This window comes from Deinococcus betulae (assembly GCF_020166395.1).
Classification (GTDB): Bacteria; Deinococcota; Deinococci; order Deinococcales; family Deinococcaceae; genus Deinococcus; species Deinococcus betulae.
In genome coordinates this window covers 1-16,208 of the sequence record NZ_JAIQXU010000022.1, presented here as the reverse complement: position 1 = coordinate 16,208, position 16,208 = coordinate 1, and the positions used below count along the sequence as shown (strand labels likewise).

General features: G+C 66.0%; 16 protein-coding genes, 1 tRNA gene and 1 pseudogene. 11 read left to right on the top strand and 7 right to left on the bottom strand.

From position 1 onward, the window contains the following. Positions 1-52 precede the first annotated feature (52 nt). The 3 genes from glmM (at position 53) to K7W42_RS23030 (ending at position 2,265) form a co-directional block, all read left to right on the top strand. The gene (glmM, locus tag K7W42_RS15825) at positions 53-1,384 is read left to right on the top strand and encodes a phosphoglucosamine mutase (protein ID WP_224575810.1); all 1,332 of its coding nucleotides are present in this window, start codon (positions 53-55) and stop codon (positions 1,382-1,384) included. Between the two features lie 165 nt (positions 1,385-1,549). Then, positions 1,550-2,050 (top strand): hypothetical protein, encoded by a 501-nt coding sequence (locus K7W42_RS15820; RefSeq protein ID WP_224575809.1) that lies wholly within the window; start codon positions 1,550-1,552, stop codon positions 2,048-2,050. 80 nt (positions 2,051-2,130) lie between these two features. After that, the gene (locus K7W42_RS23030; RefSeq protein ID WP_255639431.1) at positions 2,131-2,265 is read left to right on the top strand and encodes a hypothetical protein; all 135 of its coding nucleotides are present in this window, start codon (positions 2,131-2,133) and stop codon (positions 2,263-2,265) included. On the opposite strand, the gene rpsT is transcribed toward K7W42_RS23030, so the two are convergent. Beyond that, positions 2,262-2,540 (bottom strand): 30S ribosomal protein S20, encoded by a 279-nt coding sequence (gene rpsT, locus K7W42_RS15815; RefSeq protein ID WP_224575808.1) that lies wholly within the window; start codon positions 2,538-2,540, stop codon positions 2,262-2,264. The genes K7W42_RS23030 and rpsT overlap by 4 nt on opposite strands. 179 nt (positions 2,541-2,719) lie before the next feature. On the opposite strand from rpsT, the gene K7W42_RS15810 reads away from it, so the two are divergent. The 4 genes from K7W42_RS15810 to K7W42_RS15795 all read left to right on the top strand — a co-directional run bounded on the left by K7W42_RS15810 (position 2,720) and on the right by K7W42_RS15795 (position 7,323). After that, the gene (locus K7W42_RS15810) at positions 2,720-3,280 is read left to right on the top strand and encodes a RecX family transcriptional regulator (protein ID WP_224575807.1); all 561 of its coding nucleotides are present in this window, start codon (positions 2,720-2,722) and stop codon (positions 3,278-3,280) included. 86 nt (positions 3,281-3,366) lie between these two features. After that, positions 3,367-3,443 (top strand) — tRNA-Pro (locus tag K7W42_RS15805). Between the two features lie 66 nt (positions 3,444-3,509). Next, positions 3,510-4,247 carry a metallophosphoesterase gene (locus K7W42_RS15800; protein ID WP_224575806.1) on the top strand — a complete coding sequence of 246 codons (738 nt, stop codon included), beginning with the start codon at positions 3,510-3,512 and terminating at the stop codon, positions 4,245-4,247. Positions 4,248-4,896: 649 nt separating this feature from the next. After that, positions 4,897-7,323 (top strand): EAL domain-containing protein, encoded by a 2,427-nt coding sequence (locus K7W42_RS15795; RefSeq protein WP_224575805.1) that lies wholly within the window; start codon positions 4,897-4,899, stop codon positions 7,321-7,323. 586 nt (positions 7,324-7,909) lie between these two features. On the opposite strand, the gene K7W42_RS15790 is transcribed toward K7W42_RS15795, so the two are convergent. Further along, the gene (locus K7W42_RS15790; RefSeq protein WP_224575804.1) at positions 7,910-8,485 is read right to left on the bottom strand and encodes a response regulator transcription factor; all 576 of its coding nucleotides are present in this window, start codon (positions 8,483-8,485) and stop codon (positions 7,910-7,912) included. Between the two features lie 139 nt (positions 8,486-8,624). Beyond that, on the bottom strand, positions 8,625-9,557 hold the full coding sequence (locus K7W42_RS15785; protein ID WP_224575803.1) for a S1C family serine protease: 933 nt from the start codon (positions 9,555-9,557) through the stop codon (positions 8,625-8,627). Between the two features lie 100 nt (positions 9,558-9,657). On the opposite strand from K7W42_RS15785, the gene K7W42_RS15780 reads away from it, so the two are divergent. Continuing rightward, the gene (locus K7W42_RS15780; protein WP_224575802.1) at positions 9,658-10,041 is read left to right on the top strand and encodes an ACT domain-containing protein; all 384 of its coding nucleotides are present in this window, start codon (positions 9,658-9,660) and stop codon (positions 10,039-10,041) included. Here K7W42_RS15780 and K7W42_RS15775 read toward each other — a convergent pair. The 3 genes from K7W42_RS15775 to K7W42_RS15765 form a co-directional block, all read right to left on the bottom strand. Further along, on the bottom strand, positions 10,028-10,600 hold the full coding sequence (locus K7W42_RS15775; protein ID WP_224575801.1) for a GNAT family N-acetyltransferase: 573 nt from the start codon (positions 10,598-10,600) through the stop codon (positions 10,028-10,030). The genes K7W42_RS15780 and K7W42_RS15775 overlap by 14 nt on opposite strands. Before the next feature lie 175 nt (positions 10,601-10,775). Next, the gene (locus K7W42_RS15770; RefSeq protein WP_224575800.1) at positions 10,776-11,660 is read right to left on the bottom strand and encodes a TAXI family TRAP transporter solute-binding subunit; all 885 of its coding nucleotides are present in this window, start codon (positions 11,658-11,660) and stop codon (positions 10,776-10,778) included. Between the two features lie 169 nt (positions 11,661-11,829). Further along, entirely contained in the window at positions 11,830-12,600 is a 771-nt protein-coding gene (locus K7W42_RS15765; RefSeq protein ID WP_224575799.1) for an SIMPL domain-containing protein, read from the bottom strand. A 179-nt stretch (positions 12,601-12,779) separates the two neighbouring features. On the opposite strand from K7W42_RS15765, the gene K7W42_RS15760 reads away from it, so the two are divergent. The 3 genes and pseudogenes from K7W42_RS15760 to K7W42_RS15750 all read left to right on the top strand — a co-directional run bounded on the left by K7W42_RS15760 (position 12,780) and on the right by K7W42_RS15750 (position 15,898). Continuing rightward, positions 12,780-14,378: a peptide chain release factor 3 gene (locus tag K7W42_RS15760; protein WP_224575798.1), complete on the top strand. Its 1,599-nt coding sequence runs from the start codon at positions 12,780-12,782 to the stop codon at positions 14,376-14,378. 68 nt (positions 14,379-14,446) lie between these two features. Further along, positions 14,447-15,001 (top strand): C39 family peptidase, encoded by a 555-nt coding sequence (locus K7W42_RS15755; RefSeq protein WP_224575797.1) that lies wholly within the window; start codon positions 14,447-14,449, stop codon positions 14,999-15,001. A gap of 96 nt (positions 15,002-15,097) precedes the next feature. Beyond that, a pseudogene (locus tag K7W42_RS15750) lies at positions 15,098-15,898 on the top strand (IS5 family transposase). 66 nt (positions 15,899-15,964) lie between these two features. On the opposite strand, the gene K7W42_RS15745 reads toward K7W42_RS15750, so the two are convergent. Then, on the bottom strand, positions 15,965-16,208 hold a 244-nt coding region (locus tag K7W42_RS15745), incomplete at its 5' end, for a hypothetical protein (protein WP_224575796.1).

Here is a 16,208-nt window from a genome sequence, read left to right as displayed (position 1 = left end):
AAGTGGGCGTGCCGTGAGCATGACACTCGCCGGCGTATCATGCGGCCAAGATATGAGCGAACGTAAATACTTCGGCACCGATGGGGTGCGTGCTGTGGCGGGTGCCCATCCACTGACTGCCGCCTGGGTCATGGAGCTGGGCGCCGCCGCCGGTGAAATCTTGAAAGCTGGACGCGATCAGGCCGCGGTGGTCATCGGCAAGGACACCCGCCAGAGCGGCGACATGCTGGAAGCGGCCCTGGCCGCCGGCCTGACCAGCCGGGGCGTGAATGTCATTCATGTGGGCGTGCTGCCTACCCCCGGCGTCAGCTACCTGACCCGTCACCTGAAGGCCGATGCGGGCGTGGTGATCAGCGCGTCGCACAACCCCTATCAGGACAACGGCATCAAGTTTTTCGGCGCCGACGGCCAGAAACTGAGTGACGCCACCGAACTGGACATAGAGGCCGCGCTGGACCGCCTGCACGAGTTGCCCCCCGTGACGGGCGTGAACCTGGGCGGGGTCACCAACTACTCTGAAGCCGAGCGGCTGTACACAGGTTACTTGCGGGGGCACGCCCCAAACCTCAGCGGCCTGCGGATTGCGATGGACTGCGCCAACGGGGCCGCCTACCGGGTGGGGCCCAAGGTGTTTCAGGCGGCGGGGGCGGACGTCTTCGCGGTCTACACCACGCCGGACGGCCGCAACATCAACCGCGACTGCGGCAGCACCCATCTGGATCACCTTCAGCGCATTGTGCGTGAAGGGCAGTATGACTTAGGCGTGGCCTTTGACGGCGACGCTGACCGCGCTCTCTTCGTGGACAGCCGGGGCAATGTGATTCACGGCGACCACATGCTCCTGCTCAATGCCCGCGCCCGCGGCGAGGGGCGGGTGGTCACGACCATCATGGCCAACATGGCCCTGGAAGTGAAACTGGCCGAGGCCGGAATTCCCCTGGAACGCACAGCGGTGGGCGACCGCTATGTTCACGAGCGGCTGCACGGAGATGGGCTGCGGCTGGGCGGCGAGCAGAGCGGGCACATCCTGTTTCTGGATGTCTCGCCGACCGGCGACGGCGTCCTCACCGCCCTGCTGACCCTGGGGAGCATGAAGGCGCTAAGCACCACGCTGGACGCCCTGCACGACGACCTCGTGATGTACCCGCAGACCCTGGTCAATGTCCGGGTGGCCGACAAAAAGGCCATTGCGGCCGACCCGGAGGTGCAGGCGGCGGTGGCCCAGGCCGAGGCGCAGCTGCACGGCAAGGGCCGCGTGAACCTGCGGCCCAGCGGCACCGAGAACCTGATTCGCGTGATGGTCGAGGGCCAGGACGCCGCCGAGATTCATGAAATTGCCCGCGTCCTGGCCGGCGTGGTTGAGGCGCGAGGCGCGCAGGCGTAAAGGCTGCCGCCTCCCCCTGGCTCCCACACCCCTCATGCGGCGGCGCGGTACAACAGCGGCCACTGGCCCGCCCGGCGCGCGACCATCAGACTGAGGTCACCCGCACGCGGCCAACTGGAGCCCATGTCCCTGCGTTCTCGCACTTTGCCTGGAGGTTCTCTGTCCATGAAACACGCCGCCTCTGCTCTGCTTGCTCCGGCCCTGCTGCTGTCCTGGGCTGCCGCTCAGACCCCCAGTCCCCTGAAGCTGACCTCCAGCACCTCGGTGGTCACCCAGACCACCCAGAACGGCAAAACCACCGAAGTCCTGACGGATGCCAGCAAGGTTGCCGTCGTGCCTGGCGTCCTGCTCGATATGGCTCACACCATGCAAAACGTCTCTGCGACCGACCTGCGTGGCCTGAAGCTCGATATGAAGGTGGACCCGGCAACCACCTTCCGTAGCGCGGCCTGCACAGTGGCCGGCGTGGTCACGCTGTACAGCATTGACGGCAAAACCTTTGGCGCCGCGCCGCTGAAAAAGACGGTAACGGTCACCGAAAACGGTCAGCAGGTCCAGCGCCAGGTTGAGGTCAAACCCAGCGAATACACCAACGTGCGCTGGCAGGTGCCGGTGCTCAAGGCGTCCAGCCAGGGCCGCTGCGCCATCCGCGCCGTGGTGAAGTAAGCCCAGAAGTTCACAGAGCCGCCGCAGAGGAATGAAACGTCCTCTGCGGCGGCTTTGTCTGTTTTCCCTTGGGAAGATGAATGGCCCATCCTCTCAAGAAGGTCACTCGTAACGGCCCGCGCGGCCTGGTCATTCAGCCGGTGGGCTTCATCCTGGCCCTACCCAACAAAACGCGCACCGACGTTTTATCGGTGCGCGCGGTGATGTTGGCTTAGCCCTGCTGAGCGGCTTTGGCCTTGTTGATGGCCTTGGCCAGACGGCTCTTCTTGCGGGCCGCGGTGTTCTTGTGCAGGGTGCTGCCCTTGGCGGCCTTGTCAATCAAGCTCTCGGCGCGGCTCTGCAGCATGGCCAGGTCTTCGGCGCCGGTCTGGGCAGCCACCACGGCCTTCTTGGTGAAGGTCTTGATGGTGCTCTTGCGGCTGCGGTTGATCAGGCGGCGCTTAAGGCTCTGACGGTGACGTTTCTGGGCGGATTTATGACGAAGGGCCATGTGTCTTTCTCCTTGTTCTCCCGCCGCCGGTCTGGCGGTGCGGGGCGGTTCCCTCCTAGGGAACACGAGCGTCCGGCGGGTGGGCCGGCGCGCGGCGCCTGGGGCGCCCGGCTGCCGTGAAGGCAACCTCGTGACTATACCCGCCTCCGGGCGCGGCGGCAAGCGGCATACTGCGGGGCATGTACGGCCGACGCTCCAGAGCTGCCCCGGACGGGAACCAGACGCCAAAGCCGCGCCCCGCCCGCACCCCCGCCGAGGAACGCGACGCGCTTCTGGCCTACGCTTTTCGCGCTCTGGGCCAGCGCGCCCTGAGTGCTCAGGAACTGCGCGGCCGGCTGGAAAAACGCAGTGAGGACGCCGCCCTGATTGACGAGGTCCTGGCCCGCGTGCAGGAACTGGGCTATCAGAACGACAGCCAGGTGGCGCGGGTGGAAAATGCGCGCCGGGGCGTGGGGGTCATGCGGGTGCGCCAGACCCTTAAACGGCGGGGCGTGGCCGACGAACTGATTCAGGACACCCTGGAGGCCCGTGATCCTGGCAGCGACGCCGAGGCTGTGGCTGAGCTGCTGGCCCGGCGCTGGCCCTCGTTTGCCCGCAAGCGTGACCCTCAGGCCAGCGCCTTTGCCTTTCTGGCCCGCCGGGGCTATCCAGGCAGCGTGATCTGGCCCGCCATTCGCGCTTTTGTGGCGGAGCAGGACACTGGCGACCTCCTCCCAGACGCGCCGGAAGACTGGGAATAACGCCCAGGCACGCGCTTGACACCCCCCAGGCCCGCGCGTAGACTACCCCCTGCCCAGCCACCCGCCGGGCTTTGGTCGGCTTCTTTCGGGGCGTAGCGCAGCCTGGTAGCGCACTTCGTTCGGGACGAAGGGGTCGGAGGTTCGAATCCTCTCGCCCCGACCAAGCGAGCCGACCACAGATTCGCCCTCCCGCAGTTGGGAGGGTGTTTTTCTCTTCCCCGGAGCCCTCATGCGCGTATACGCCATCGCCGACCTGCACCTGGCCCTGACCACCCCCAAGCCCATGACCGTGTTTGGGCCGCAGTGGGCGGGGCACCCCCAGGCCATTTTTGACCACTGGCAGGCGTCAGTGCGCCCGGACGACCTGGTGCTGCTGCCCGGCGACCTGTCGTGGGCCATGCGGCTGCCCGAGGCGCTGCAGGACCTGGCCCCCGTCGCGGCGCTGCCCGGCACCAAGGTGCTGCTGCGCGGCAACCACGATTACTGGTGGCCCACGGCGGGCAAGCTGCGCGCCGCGCTGCCGCCGGGCATGCTGGCGGTGGTCAATGACGCCGTGCGGGTGGGCAATGTGGTGGTCTGCGGCACGCGCGGCTGGGTCACGCCAGGCCACGAGCCGCTGGGCGCCGACGATGAGCGGCTGCTGGCCCGCGAGGCCGAGCGCCTGACCCTGAGCGTGCGGGCGGCCCAGGCCCTGCGCCAGCCCGGCGACCACCTGCTGATGATGCTGCATTACCCGCCGGCCTCGCCGCCTTATCTGCCCAACCCGCTGACCCGCGTGATTGAGGCCGCGCGCCCCGACCAGATTGTCTACGGCCACCTGCATGGCGTGGCGCCCGAACGGGCCATGCGCCACGTGAACGGGATTCCGGCGCAACTGGTGGCTGCCGACGGCCTGCGCTTCCGGCCCCAGCTACTGCTGGACACGGCGCAGGTGGGAGCGACCACCGGCATGCGGCCGGGCCATTAAGCCGGAGAGCCGCCTGGAGCGCTCAGGCATTGAAAGGGCGCCGCTTGAGGAGTGAGACGGCCTTCGACCCTTCGTTTTGTCCAAAACTCAATCCGAAGCAAGTGACCCAGCCGCGACGCAAGCAGGAGTGGACAGCGGCTGGCAATGCAGTTCTGTCCTGAGGGGCTCACAACACAGCTGGAAGGCGTCTCAATAATCTCAACGCTGCCATCGGCGCCCATCTCTGCCCACGCCACCTGACCGGGTGAAGTTCTGGCTCAGCGTCGGACTCTTTTCGCAGGCCATTCATCGAGTTCAGAGCCGCCAGATTGCCCCTTCTCCACGGCTCGCTTAATGCAGAGTCTTGCCAGGGCAGTGACGGCCCACCGTGCCGCCGCGTCAGAACTCTGTGTGAAATCAGACCAGGCGTCACCGCTGGTTCTGGCAGGCCAGTGTGCCTTTGATTCCAAAGAGCACGCGAATACATTGACCAGAAAACGTCGTCTATAGCACGCATTTTGCCGCCTCCAGACGCATTCCGCCCCACCTCTAACGGCAGCCGGTCAAGGGCAGATGAAGATGACCGGGGGTGGAGCGGTATTCAGAAGCCTGTCAGCCGGGCGCCGCTATCTTCTGGCTTATTCCCGCCCCACTGTCCCAGGAGGTTTCCATGTCGTTTTACCCCGCCACCGCTGCCCTGCCCCCCGCCAACGCGGCGTGGCGCAGCGTGGACCAGTTGAACGACGAGGCCGACGCCGTGCTGATGCTGTCCATGCAGCGCGCGCAGGAGCTGGCGGCGCGCGCTCTGGACCTCGCGCAGCAGACCGGCTACGAGGCGGGCATGGCCCGCGCCCGCATGCTGATTGGCTACGGGCACTTTTATCTGGCCAATTACCCCGAAGCCTGCGCGGCCTTTGAAGAAAGCGCGGCGCTGGCGGCGGCGCTGGGCCTGACTGCCCTGGAAGCGCGCAATCTGAACGGCCTGGCCATCACGGCAGTCAAGACTGGCCAACTGGGGCAGGCGCTGGAATACCACCTGCGCTGCCTGCGCATGGTGCAGTCGATTGGCGACGCCCAGGGCCAGGCACGCGCCCTGAACAACATTGGCAACCTCTACCTGGACCTCAAAGATTACGAGACAGCGCTGCCCTATCACCTTGAGGCGCTGGAGCTGGCCACCGCCATCGGGCACTCCATTCTGATTTCCAGCGCGTCAATCAACGCGGCGCTGGATTATCAGGAACTGGGGCGATTCGACGAGGCGCTGACGCTCAACCAGCAGACCCTGGCGCGCGCCCGCGCCGCCGGCTATCGCCAGCACGAGGACCTGCTGCTGGCCAACATGTCAGTCAATCTGCTGGCACTGGGCCGGCTGGACGAGGCCCTGGCCCTGACCGTGCAGGGGGTCAGCGGCTCTGAAGAACTGGGCGACCGGGAAAACCTGTGTGACGTGCTGATTACGCAGGGGCGGGTGCTGGCTGGCAAGGGCGAGTGGCCCAGCGCCCGCGACGTCCTGCAGCGGGCAACGGCGCTGGCCGATGAGCTGAATCTGACCCTGCGTCAGGCCGAGGCCCACCTGCACCTGTCGGCGGTGCTGGAGCAGCTGGGGGCCTACCCCGAAGCGCTGCACCACGCCCGCCAGGCCGCCGCCGCCGAGCAGGCCGTGACCGCCGATGTGCTGCGGCAGAAGTCGCAGGTGCTGGCCACCCAACTCAAGGTCGAGCGCCTGGAACACCGCGCCGAGGAAGAGCGGCTGCGCAATCAGGAACTGTCGCACGCCAACGCGGCGCTTCAGGTGGCCCAGGAGCGCCTGGCCTATCAGGCCCAGCACGACGCCCTGACAGGACTGATGAACCGCGCGGCCTTTGAGGCGGCGCTTCAGGGCGCCATCCAAGCGCGCGAGACGATGGGCGTGCTGTTTATCGACCTTGACCACTTCAAACAGGTCAACGACACCCTGGGGCACGATGTGGGCGACCAGCTACTGATTCAGGTGGCCGAGCGGCTCCAGCGCTCTGTGCGTGACGGCGACTTGGTGGCCCGCCAGGGCGGCGATGAATTTACCGTGCTGCTGCGCCGCGTGCGCTCCCATGAGGAAGCCGAAGCCGCCGCTGGCCGCATCCTGGCGGCCCTGAGCGCCCCCACCGAACTGGCCGGGCGCACCCTGACCGTCACGGCCTCGATTGGGGTGGCCGTGTCCCCCGACGACGGCACCGATGTGACCTCGCTGCAGAAGAATGCTGACCTGGCCATGTACCTGGCCAAGCGCGAGCGCCACACCGTTCGCCGGTTTCAGGCCGCCCTGAGCACCGCGGCGCTGGAACGGCTGGAACTGGAGCAGGCGCTGCGGGCGGGCATTGACCGGGACGAATTGCGGCTTCATTACCAACCCATCGTGGACGCCCAGACCCTGACGCCAGTGGCTCTGGAAGCCCTGGTGCGCTGGCAGCACCCGGCGCTGGGCCTGCTGCCCCCTGGCCGCTTTATTCCAGTGGCCGAGAGCAGCGACCTGATTGTGGCGCTGGGTGACTGGGTGCTGCGCGAGGCGTGCCGTCAGCTGACCCTCTGGCGCGCGCAGTGGCCTGCCCTGCGCATGACGGTAAATGTGGCACCGCGCCAGTTCGCGCAGCCGGGGTTTGCCGAGCAGGTGCTGACCCTACTGGCCGACGCTGGCCTGCCGGCCGACGCCCTGATTCTGGAGGTCACCGAGGGCGCCGTGATGGACGAGGGGGGCGTGCCACATGAAGCGGCGATGGGCCACACCGGCCTGACCCTGGCGCTGGACGACTTTGGCACCGGATATTCCAGCATCAGCCGCTTGCACCAGTTGCCGGCGCAGTGGCTCAAGATTGACCGCTCGCTGATTCAGGCTGAGGGCTCGGCGGGCAGCAGCGTGCGCCCGGCGCGGCCGATTGTGCGCGCCCTGATCACCTTCGCCCACGAAGCGGGCCTGCGCGTGGTGGCCGAGGGGGTGGAGCACCCCGAACAGCTCGAAGACCTCCAGACCTGGGGCTGCGACCTGATTCAGGGCTACCTGATTGCCCGCCCCACCGCACCTGAATTGTTGAGTCTCCCTGCTTTGTACAACCGCAATTAGAGGCTTAAGGCCGGCCAGCAGCATGGAGAAGCGAGGCGAATTTAGAGCGAGAGGTACTCGGCAGCGCTGAGCGAGTAGAGGAGGTTCTGTGGTCAGACAACCTCCCCTCTGGCATGCCCACAACCCGTAGGACTTCGCCGTATTGCCCTCATAGGCAAGAAGGGCTGGTTGGTCCATGCCTACCAGACGTTTAGGTCCTGCCTGATTTGCTTCCCAACTCTCCAAATCAGTGACTTGCTTCCGCAAACGATGCCACCCGAGTCTGCAGCAAAGCAGACTCCAGAACTGTTGACGAAAAGCCATGAGCAGCCCTGAACCGAGGGGACCTGTACAGCGAAGTGCCCGCAATGAGGCAGCGCCTGTTTTGACCTGGTGGTGAGGCATCACTCCAGGTCAACAGGATGCCGCTGTCGAAAAATCCGCCACCTCAAGAGGACGCCCCTCGCTGAGTCCGGCCACCTGGAATCGTGGGTGCAGACGATTTCCCCGGAGTCCAGAGCAGACGGTTGTTGCTGTCGCATAAAGAGGTGCCCTCCCCTCTTGAACCCGCCACCGACTTTTGCTGGATTACCCCTTGAGGTCAGCTCTACACACTCACCAAACCCAGCGCAATGCCGCGTGCCACCGCACCGGCCCGGCTCTGGACGCCCAGTTTGGAATACAGCGCCTGCACATGAAACTTGACGGTGCTTTCGCTGACGCCCAGGTCGCGCGCGGCGCGTTTGTTGCTCAGGCCCTCGGCCAGCAGCGCCAGCACGTCATGTTCGCGTGGGGTGAGGGTGACCTCGCCGGCGGGCACCGGGTCGGCTTCGGGCTCAGCGGTCAGCGCCGCTGGCAGCAGCGTCACCAGGCCTGCTGCCGCGCCCAGCACGCCTGCCACCAGTTCCGCTGGGGTGGCGTCGGGGGTCAGCGCGGCCCAACCCCCCGTCAGAACGCCAGGCAGGACCGCCGCCCACTCGCGCGACCCCAGGGCCACCAGTGCCTGCCCCGCCAGTGCCGGCAGGTCCGGCAGCCAAGCGTCGTCCACAATCAGGACGTCCGCGTCCTCTTCGTCTGCGGCCAGGGGTAGGCCTGCTGCGGCCAGCACGGCCTCGACCCCAGCCGCCCACACCGCCGAGGTCAGGGCGACGCGCACGGTGGGCAGGCTGTCCGGCCGGAACATGCCCGATGTTAAGGCCACCACGTCTCACCCGGCGAGGATTGGGGAGGGCGCCCGGCCGCTCTGGCGCCCAGTAGTGGTCGCTCCCTGGTGTGTCTATCAGACAAGGGCAACCTCCTGGCCCTGGTGGCGCGGGGCGCACTCAGCGTTCGCCCACCGTGACGGGGACGTCCTGCTCCTGTCCAGCGCGCAGCACCCGGAGGATCAGGGTGTCGTTGGCGCGCTCGCGCACCGCCGAGAGCAGTTCACGGGGGTGACGCATGGGTTCACCGTTCAGGGCCAGCAGCACGTCGCCCACCCGCAGGCCCGCCGCTTCGCCTGGACTTCCCGCCGCCACCTGCACCACCGTTAGCCCCAGGCGGCCCCGTTCACCCCGCCGGCCCTCACGGTCCGGACCGTGGCCCCAGGGACCTCGCGGACCACCCCAGCCGCGCCGGCCCCGGTGGGGGTGGCCGTGCAGGTCCTCGGGCTGGTCCTCACCGGGAAAATGCACGGGCTGGGTGGACAGCCCCAGGTAACCGCGAGGCACCCGGCCCGTGGTGCCCAGCAGACCCGCCACCTTGAGGGCGCGCTCGGCGGGGACGGCCAGCAGTTCGCCGCGCGACACGCCCGCGTTCAGCAGGCCCACCAGGCCGCCGCGCGCGTCCACCAGGGCGCCGCCACTGACCCCCCGGAACGGAGCTGCCCCAGCTGGCAGCCAGCCGCGTTCCGGCCCCCGCTCCATGAAGCCCAGCGCCGCCTGCACGCCGTGCGGGGGACGGCCCACCGCCAGCAGCAGCTCGCCCACTCGCGTCTCGTGGGTGGCGGTCAGGGCGGGGGCGTCTAGTCCAGCCACCCGCAGGAGGGCCAGGTCACTGCCGGGGTCCCGGCCCACCACGGCGGCGCTGAAGGTCTGGCCCTGCGCGTCCACCACGCTCACCTCATCGGTGTGCAGCAGGTGGGCGGCGGTCAGCACCTCGCCGGGGGCGATGACGGTACCGCTGACGGGCCGCGCCGCGCGCACACTCACGACACTTGGGGCAGCCGCTTCAACGGCTCCGGCGAGGCCATTCGAAAGTTCAGAAAAGGTTGTCATGGCCCCATGGTGCGCCCCAGGCCGGTCAAACACGCCCTCCGCCTGGCCAGTCTCCCGCCCTGGCCAAATGGTGGGGGCCAGCGCCCGGTAGGCTGCGGGCATGCACCTGACCCTGACGGTCCTGAGTGGCGATTACGCCGTGTCACAGCTGCCTGGCGCGAGCCCTTTGCCCCTCTGGGCCACCCAGGGCGAGGTCTGGTGTGTGGTGGGCGCCCCCGATGAACTGTCGGTGGTGTGCGCCGCTGACGCCGTGCCGGCAGGCGTGACCACCCAGCCTGGCTGGCGCGCCCTGAAACTGGCTGGGCCCTTTGACTTCAGCCTCACCGGCATTCTGGCCAGCGTCCTGAATCCGCTGCGTGACGCTGACGTGGGCATTTTTGCGCTGTCCACATTCAATACCGACTATGTGCTGGTGGCGGGCGCCGACCTGGGCCGGGCAGTGGACGCCCTGCGCGCAGCCGGACACGTGGTCAACTCGGCCTGACCAGGCGGTAGTGCCGCACCGGCACGACCTCCCCCTGGTAGGGTTCCGGCGGGCCCCAGCCCACAGCCTGAAAGCCCAGTCGAGCCAGCAGGGCGTGAGAGCGGGCGTTTGGTTCATGCACCTGCGCCGTGACTTCCTGCAGTTCCTGCGACCAGGCCCAGGCCAGCAGCGCCCGGCATCCCTGAGCGGCAATGCCCTGCCCCCACAGCGCCCGCTCGCCCACCGCGATGCCCAGTTCGCCGCTCTGCGCGGTCAGGTCGGCCAGGTCGGCGTACCCCACCAGTCGCCCGTCCAGCGTCAGGCCAAAGCGGCGAAAGGTCGGGTCGCGGGCGGCTATCAGGCTTTGCCAGTGGCGCCTCACCACACGCGCGGCCAGGCCCGGCGTCCAGTCGGCGGCGCGGCAGAACTCGGGGTCAGCGGACCAGCGCACCGCCGCTTCCTCGTCGCCACGGTGGAGAGGGCGCAGGGCGACGGTCATGCTGCCCACTGCCCACTGCACCTGACCTTCAGGAGACCCGCGCAGGCTGACCCTGGGCCGCCGCCCAGCCAGAGGTGTCATGACCTCAGGGTACAGGCTCTGTCAGACTTAAAGAACTTTGACAGCCGTGGTCAGGGGCACAGCCTCGTCCCGGTGACCCCGGCCTGAGAGCAGCGGGGCACCGGCGCTGCCAAGACGATGCGGCCCCCTAAAACATGCGCAAACGCCGCAGCAACCAGCGGCCGACCACCTCGGCTTACTTGAACCGGGGCCAGGTCTGTTCTTTAAAGGTCACGTCAGTCCACTTGGGGTGAAAGCCCTGGGTTTCTTGCAGCTGAGTCAGCTTGGACAGGGCGCACTTCTGGTAGGCCAGCAGAGCGGCGCGGCGTTCGGGGGTCTTGAAATCGCGCGTGACCAGCAGGCGCTGCACGGCGTAGGTGCCTACATTCCCGCCCAGACCGGCGTAACGCAGCGTGGCCGGCCGGTAAAACCCATTCACACGCGCCGGCGCAATGTCCAGGGGCAGCAGGCGGTAAGCGGCAGGGCTCAGGGCTTTGACCCAGTCCACAGGCTGCCCAGCCACCGCCAGCACGGCGTCCACCTGGCCCGCGCTCAGGGCGGCCAGCGCCTCTTCACGGCCCCGGTATTCCTGAATGGTCAGAGGCAGGCCTGCCTTGGCACTGAGCACGCGCGCGGTCACCACGCTGCCGCCCCAGGCACCCAGCTTGCGGCCCCTGAGGTCACTGAACTTCTGAACACCGCTGACCGTCGTCTTGCCCAGCAAGTTGGTCTTCTCCACGGCGGGCCGCGCCAGCAGATGAATCTCGTCGAAATTCAGGGGCAGCAGCGTCTTCAGGGCGCGCACCCGCTCGTCGTGGTCAATCTGGTCGCGGGCCTTGAGCACGTCCAGCTGCACGAACGCCAGCGACACCTGGTTGTTCAGCAGCAGGTCCAGATTCTCCACGCTGCCCGAGGTCTGCCGTTGGCGCAGGAACGAAGCGCCAATAGACACCTGCCCCAGATCGCGGAACATGTCAGCAGCCGTGCTGCCCTTGGGACTGGTGGCCACATCCAGGTAAGCGGGGGACGCGGCGCTGGCCGGCGCACTGAGCAGCAGCAGAACAAGGAGTGGTCGGGTCATGGTCAGGGCCTCCTGGGCGATGAGAACGAGAAGACTTCCTCTGCTCTCATCACAGCAGGCCCTGTTCAGCCCTCTGTCAGCTCTCCGGCCCGGCGGCCCTCCCACTGTCAGCCGAGGTTCAGGGGGCAGCGCCCAGGGTCCGCCCGACCTCTGCACCAAATGGAGGGGGTTACCTCACCACAAAATCAATCTCAACCACGGCTGTCACGTCCTTTTCCAGGCTGCGGGTGTCGTAGCTGCCACTGTCCTCCACGCTGGTTTCAAAGCGCGGCGTGATCTGAAAAACGCCCATACGGGCATTTTTGACAGCGCCGACCTCGTTGCCCGCGCTCTCGGCAATGGCCTGGGCGCGGCGCTGGGCGTCCTGGCTGGCGTCTTTCAGGAGGGCCAGGCGCACGTCGGCCAGCTTGGTGTACAGGTAGCTGATGGCGCCACTTTCCACCGTGACGCCCCCGGTGCTGGCGTCCACGAAGCTGGCGGTGGCGGCCCCCACCGCGGTCTGAATCTTGGCGATATCGCCCGACTGGGCGCGGTACGCCTGGCTGACCACGTAGCGCGTGCGCTCGACTTCCTCGTTCTCGCCGCCGATGGTTTCAATAACGGTGTAGGTTTCGGGGGCGGCGCTGACCGGCTCGCGGCGCAGCTCCTCGGCGCCGAAGTTCTGTCCGCGCACAAAGCGGTCCAGGGCCGGCTGCGCGGCGCGGAACTGCGCGTAGGCCGCCTGGAGGCTGTCCTCACTCTCGCTGCGCACCGTAAACGTCCACACCGCCAGGTCCGAAGTAATGGACCGCCGGGCGCTGCCGGTGACGTTAATCACGTCGCTGGCATTTTTCAGGTCGGTCAGGCCGCGCACCACAAAGATGCCAGTTGCCAGAAAGGCCGCGGAGGCGATGGCGGTGGCCAGAACGGCGGCCCAGCCGGCGCGTGAGGCAGAGGTCATGCCCTCAGCCTACGCCCTTTTGGCCCTGGGTCACGGCCCCAGATGACGGCTGGCCCCCGCGCCCGCTATCATGGCCGCATGACGGTTCTCCTCACGCCCCCGTAGCGAGAGTCGAGACCACGTTTGTTTCACCACCTTCAGTGTTCGGGCCGCTCTCACCGCTGCCCGCAGGAGTTCCCATGACCAGCCCCGAGACCAACCCCGCCGCGCTGCCGCAGGAAATCGCCCGGCGCCGCACCTTCGCCATCATCTCTCACCCGGACGCCGGGAAGACGACTATCACCGAAAAACTGCTCCTCTATGGCGGCGCCATTCAGGAAGCCGGCAGCGTGACGGCCAAAGAGGGCCGCTCTCACACCAAGTCCGACTGGATGAGCATTGAGCAGCAGCGCGGCATCTCTATTTCCAGCAGTGCGCTGACCTTCGAGTACCAGGGCCGGCACGTCAACCTGCTGGACACCCCTGGTCACCAGGACTTCAGCGAGGACACCTACCGCACCCTGACGGCCGCCGACAGCGCCCTGATGGTGCTGGACGCCGCGCGTGGGGTCCAGGCCCAGACTGAGAAGCTCTTTGCGGTGTGCCGCAACCGCGGCATTCCCATCCTGACCTTCGTGAACAAGATGGACCGCCCCGCCCAGGACCCCTTTGAGCTGATTGCTCAGGTGGAAGGCATCCTAAAGATCACGGTGGTGCCACTGACCTGGCCGATTGGCGACGGCCCGGACTTCAAGGGCGTGTATGACCTGCAAACCGGGCAAGTGCTGGCCTTCGAACGCACCTCGGGCGGCAAGCACCGGGCGCCTGTGCAGACGGCTGGCCTGGACGATCCGCAACTGGACGCCTTAGTGGGCGCTGACCTGGCCGCCAAACTGCGCGAAGACGTGGAGCTGATTCAGGGCGCCATGCCAGAGTTCGAGGCGGACGCCTTCCTGAACGGCGAGCTAACCCCCGTCTTCTTCGGCAGCGCCATGAACAACTTCGGCGTGGAACACTTCCTGCAGAACTTCGTGGAGCTGGCCCCACCGCCCGGCCCAGTCGAGACCAACTTGGGCGAGCGCGCCCCGGAAGCGGGCTTTGCGGGCTTCATCTTCAAGTTGCAGGCGAACATGAGCCGGGCCCACCGTGACCGCACCGCCTATATGCGCGTGATGAGCGGCCACTTTGAGCGCGGCATGGACGTGACCCACACCCGCACCGGCCGCAAATTGCGTCTCAGTCAGGCGCACACCCTGTTTGCCCAGGACCGCGAAAAGGTCGAAGAAGCTTACCCTGGCGACATCGTGGGTCTGGTGAATCCCGGCGTTTTCCAGATTGGCGATGTGGTCAGCGTGGACGCCAAAGTTGCGCTGCCGGGCTTTCCCCGCTTTACCCCGGAAACTTTTGCCACCGTTGCCCTGAGGGACGTGGGCAAGCGCAAGGCTTTTATGAAGGGCCTGACCCAGCTGGCCGAAGAGGGCGTCGTTCAGGTCTTTTACCCCACCGACGGCGCGCGCGACCCCTACCTAGGCGCCGTGGGACCGCTGCAATTTGAGGTCTTCCAGGCCCGCTTGCAGGAGGAATACGGCGTGGACGTGGAAATGAACATCACCAGCTACGGGCTGGTGCGCTGGCTGGCCGGCGATCCTGCGGGCGTGGCCCGCTTTGCCCGCCACGTGGAAGACGACCAGGGCCGCCCGGTGATGCTGTTCCGCAGCCGCTATGACCTGGAATACACCGCTGAGCAGCATCCAGAAATCGAGTTTCTGCCGCTGCCAAAAGATTTGACGCGGGTGTAGCAGGGGTGCGGGCCTCACCCCGCCTCCTGAAAGGTTCCCGTGACGCGCCGCGTGCCATCCTGCCCCGGATGCGCGCGGCTTTTTGTATTGCCCTGTTGGGCCTGTCCTCGTCGGCGCTGGCCGCCACCCCGCCCGGCTATGTCCTGAAAGGCATGCCGCTGGTGCGCCAGACCTACAACGCCTGTGGCCCGGCCAGCCTGACGCAGGTGCTGGGGTACTTTGGCCTGAAGGTCAACATGGCCGATGTCAGTCGCCAGACCCGGCCCACCGAACGCTCTTACATGAGCGCCCAGGCCATCGTGCGGTTTGCGCCGCAGGTCGGTATGGAAGCCCGGCTGTATTCGGGGGGCAACCTGAACACGGTCAAGGCCGCTATTCGCAGCGGTTTGCCCGTCATCGCGCTGCAATCGCACATCACGGCTGCCGGGCAGGTTATTCCGCACTGGCGGGTGCTGGTGGGCTATAACGACCAGTCCGGACAGGTGTACATCATGGACCCGCTGCTGGGCTACGTCGCCATGCGCTACAGCGATATGGCGCGCGTCTGGGCCGACCAACACGGCCAGTTTGCCCTGATGTACCCTCCCAAGCTGGCCACGACCGTCAAAAAAGTGATCGGGTAAGTTCGCGGAAAGCGGCCTCGGTAGATAGCGAGAGGCATGTCCTCTAGGGCGTGTCGGCCAAGGTGAGGTCTGGAGAGAGCGAAGTATCTTTTCGTGCTGTGGCGCGAAGAAATCACGGATGCACAGTGGAAACGTTTAGAGCCCCTGTTACCCCCTTAATTGGTCTGGGGCGTCCGTATCTGGACCATCGGCCTATCGTCAGTGGCATCGTCTGGATTCTGCGAACTGGCGCGCCTTGGCGGGATGTCCCTGAGCGATTCGGCAAGTGGACCACCATACTCCAGTCGGTTTCGTCGTTGGACAGCCAAAGGGATCTGGCAGGCCGTCTGGGCAGAACTGCAGCGCAAGGCTGACCTGCAAGGTCAGCTGGATTGGTTCATGCACTTTATAGATGGCACCGTGGTTCGAGCGCATCAGTGCGCTGCCGGTGCCCGGGATGGGCAAAAAGGCGAAGCCTTGGGTCGATCCCGTGGTAGTTTCAGTACAAAGGTTCATATCCGGGCAGAAGGACACGGCAAGCCAATGGCAGTCGTCCTGAGTGGGGGCGAGCGGCATGAATCGAAATACCTCTCGGCCTTACTAGAAACCGGAGCGGTACACCGCTCCGGAAAAGGTCGACCCAGACTTCGCCCTGTTCGGTTGGTCGGAGATAAGGGATACAGTTACACGACAGTCCACAAGTATTTACATGGTCGGGGGATTCGCGTCACCATTCCCAGACGCAAAGACCAAGGGGTCGATCTCTGCTTCGATGCAGCTGTTTATAGGAAACGAAACAAGGTGGAGCGTTTAATCAACCGATGCAAGGGCTTTCGACGCATTGCGACCCGGTATGACAAGCGAGCGCTGAGTTACCAAACGTGGTGGACCCTGGTCGCCATTTTGATCTGGTTATAAACCTTCGAGAACGCCCTGCGTTCACTTTCCAAAGATTAAGCCACATGACGTGCGCCACCATGAAATCTACCCAATATTAAATATGACAGTGCCCCACTTATTTGTACTGGATATGAAACTCACATTAGACCAGTTTTGCTTAAAGTCACTCGGCAGATGTTCGTCCCACCGAACCAGCAAATCTAAGCGCCACATCGTTTCGACCAACGTGCGAAACTCCAAAGATGTGACGTCCCCACCACCGTGTTTGAACATGACCATCTGAAAGGCCGCTTCGTTCCACTCGGGTCTGAATTTGCTGATCGGATTC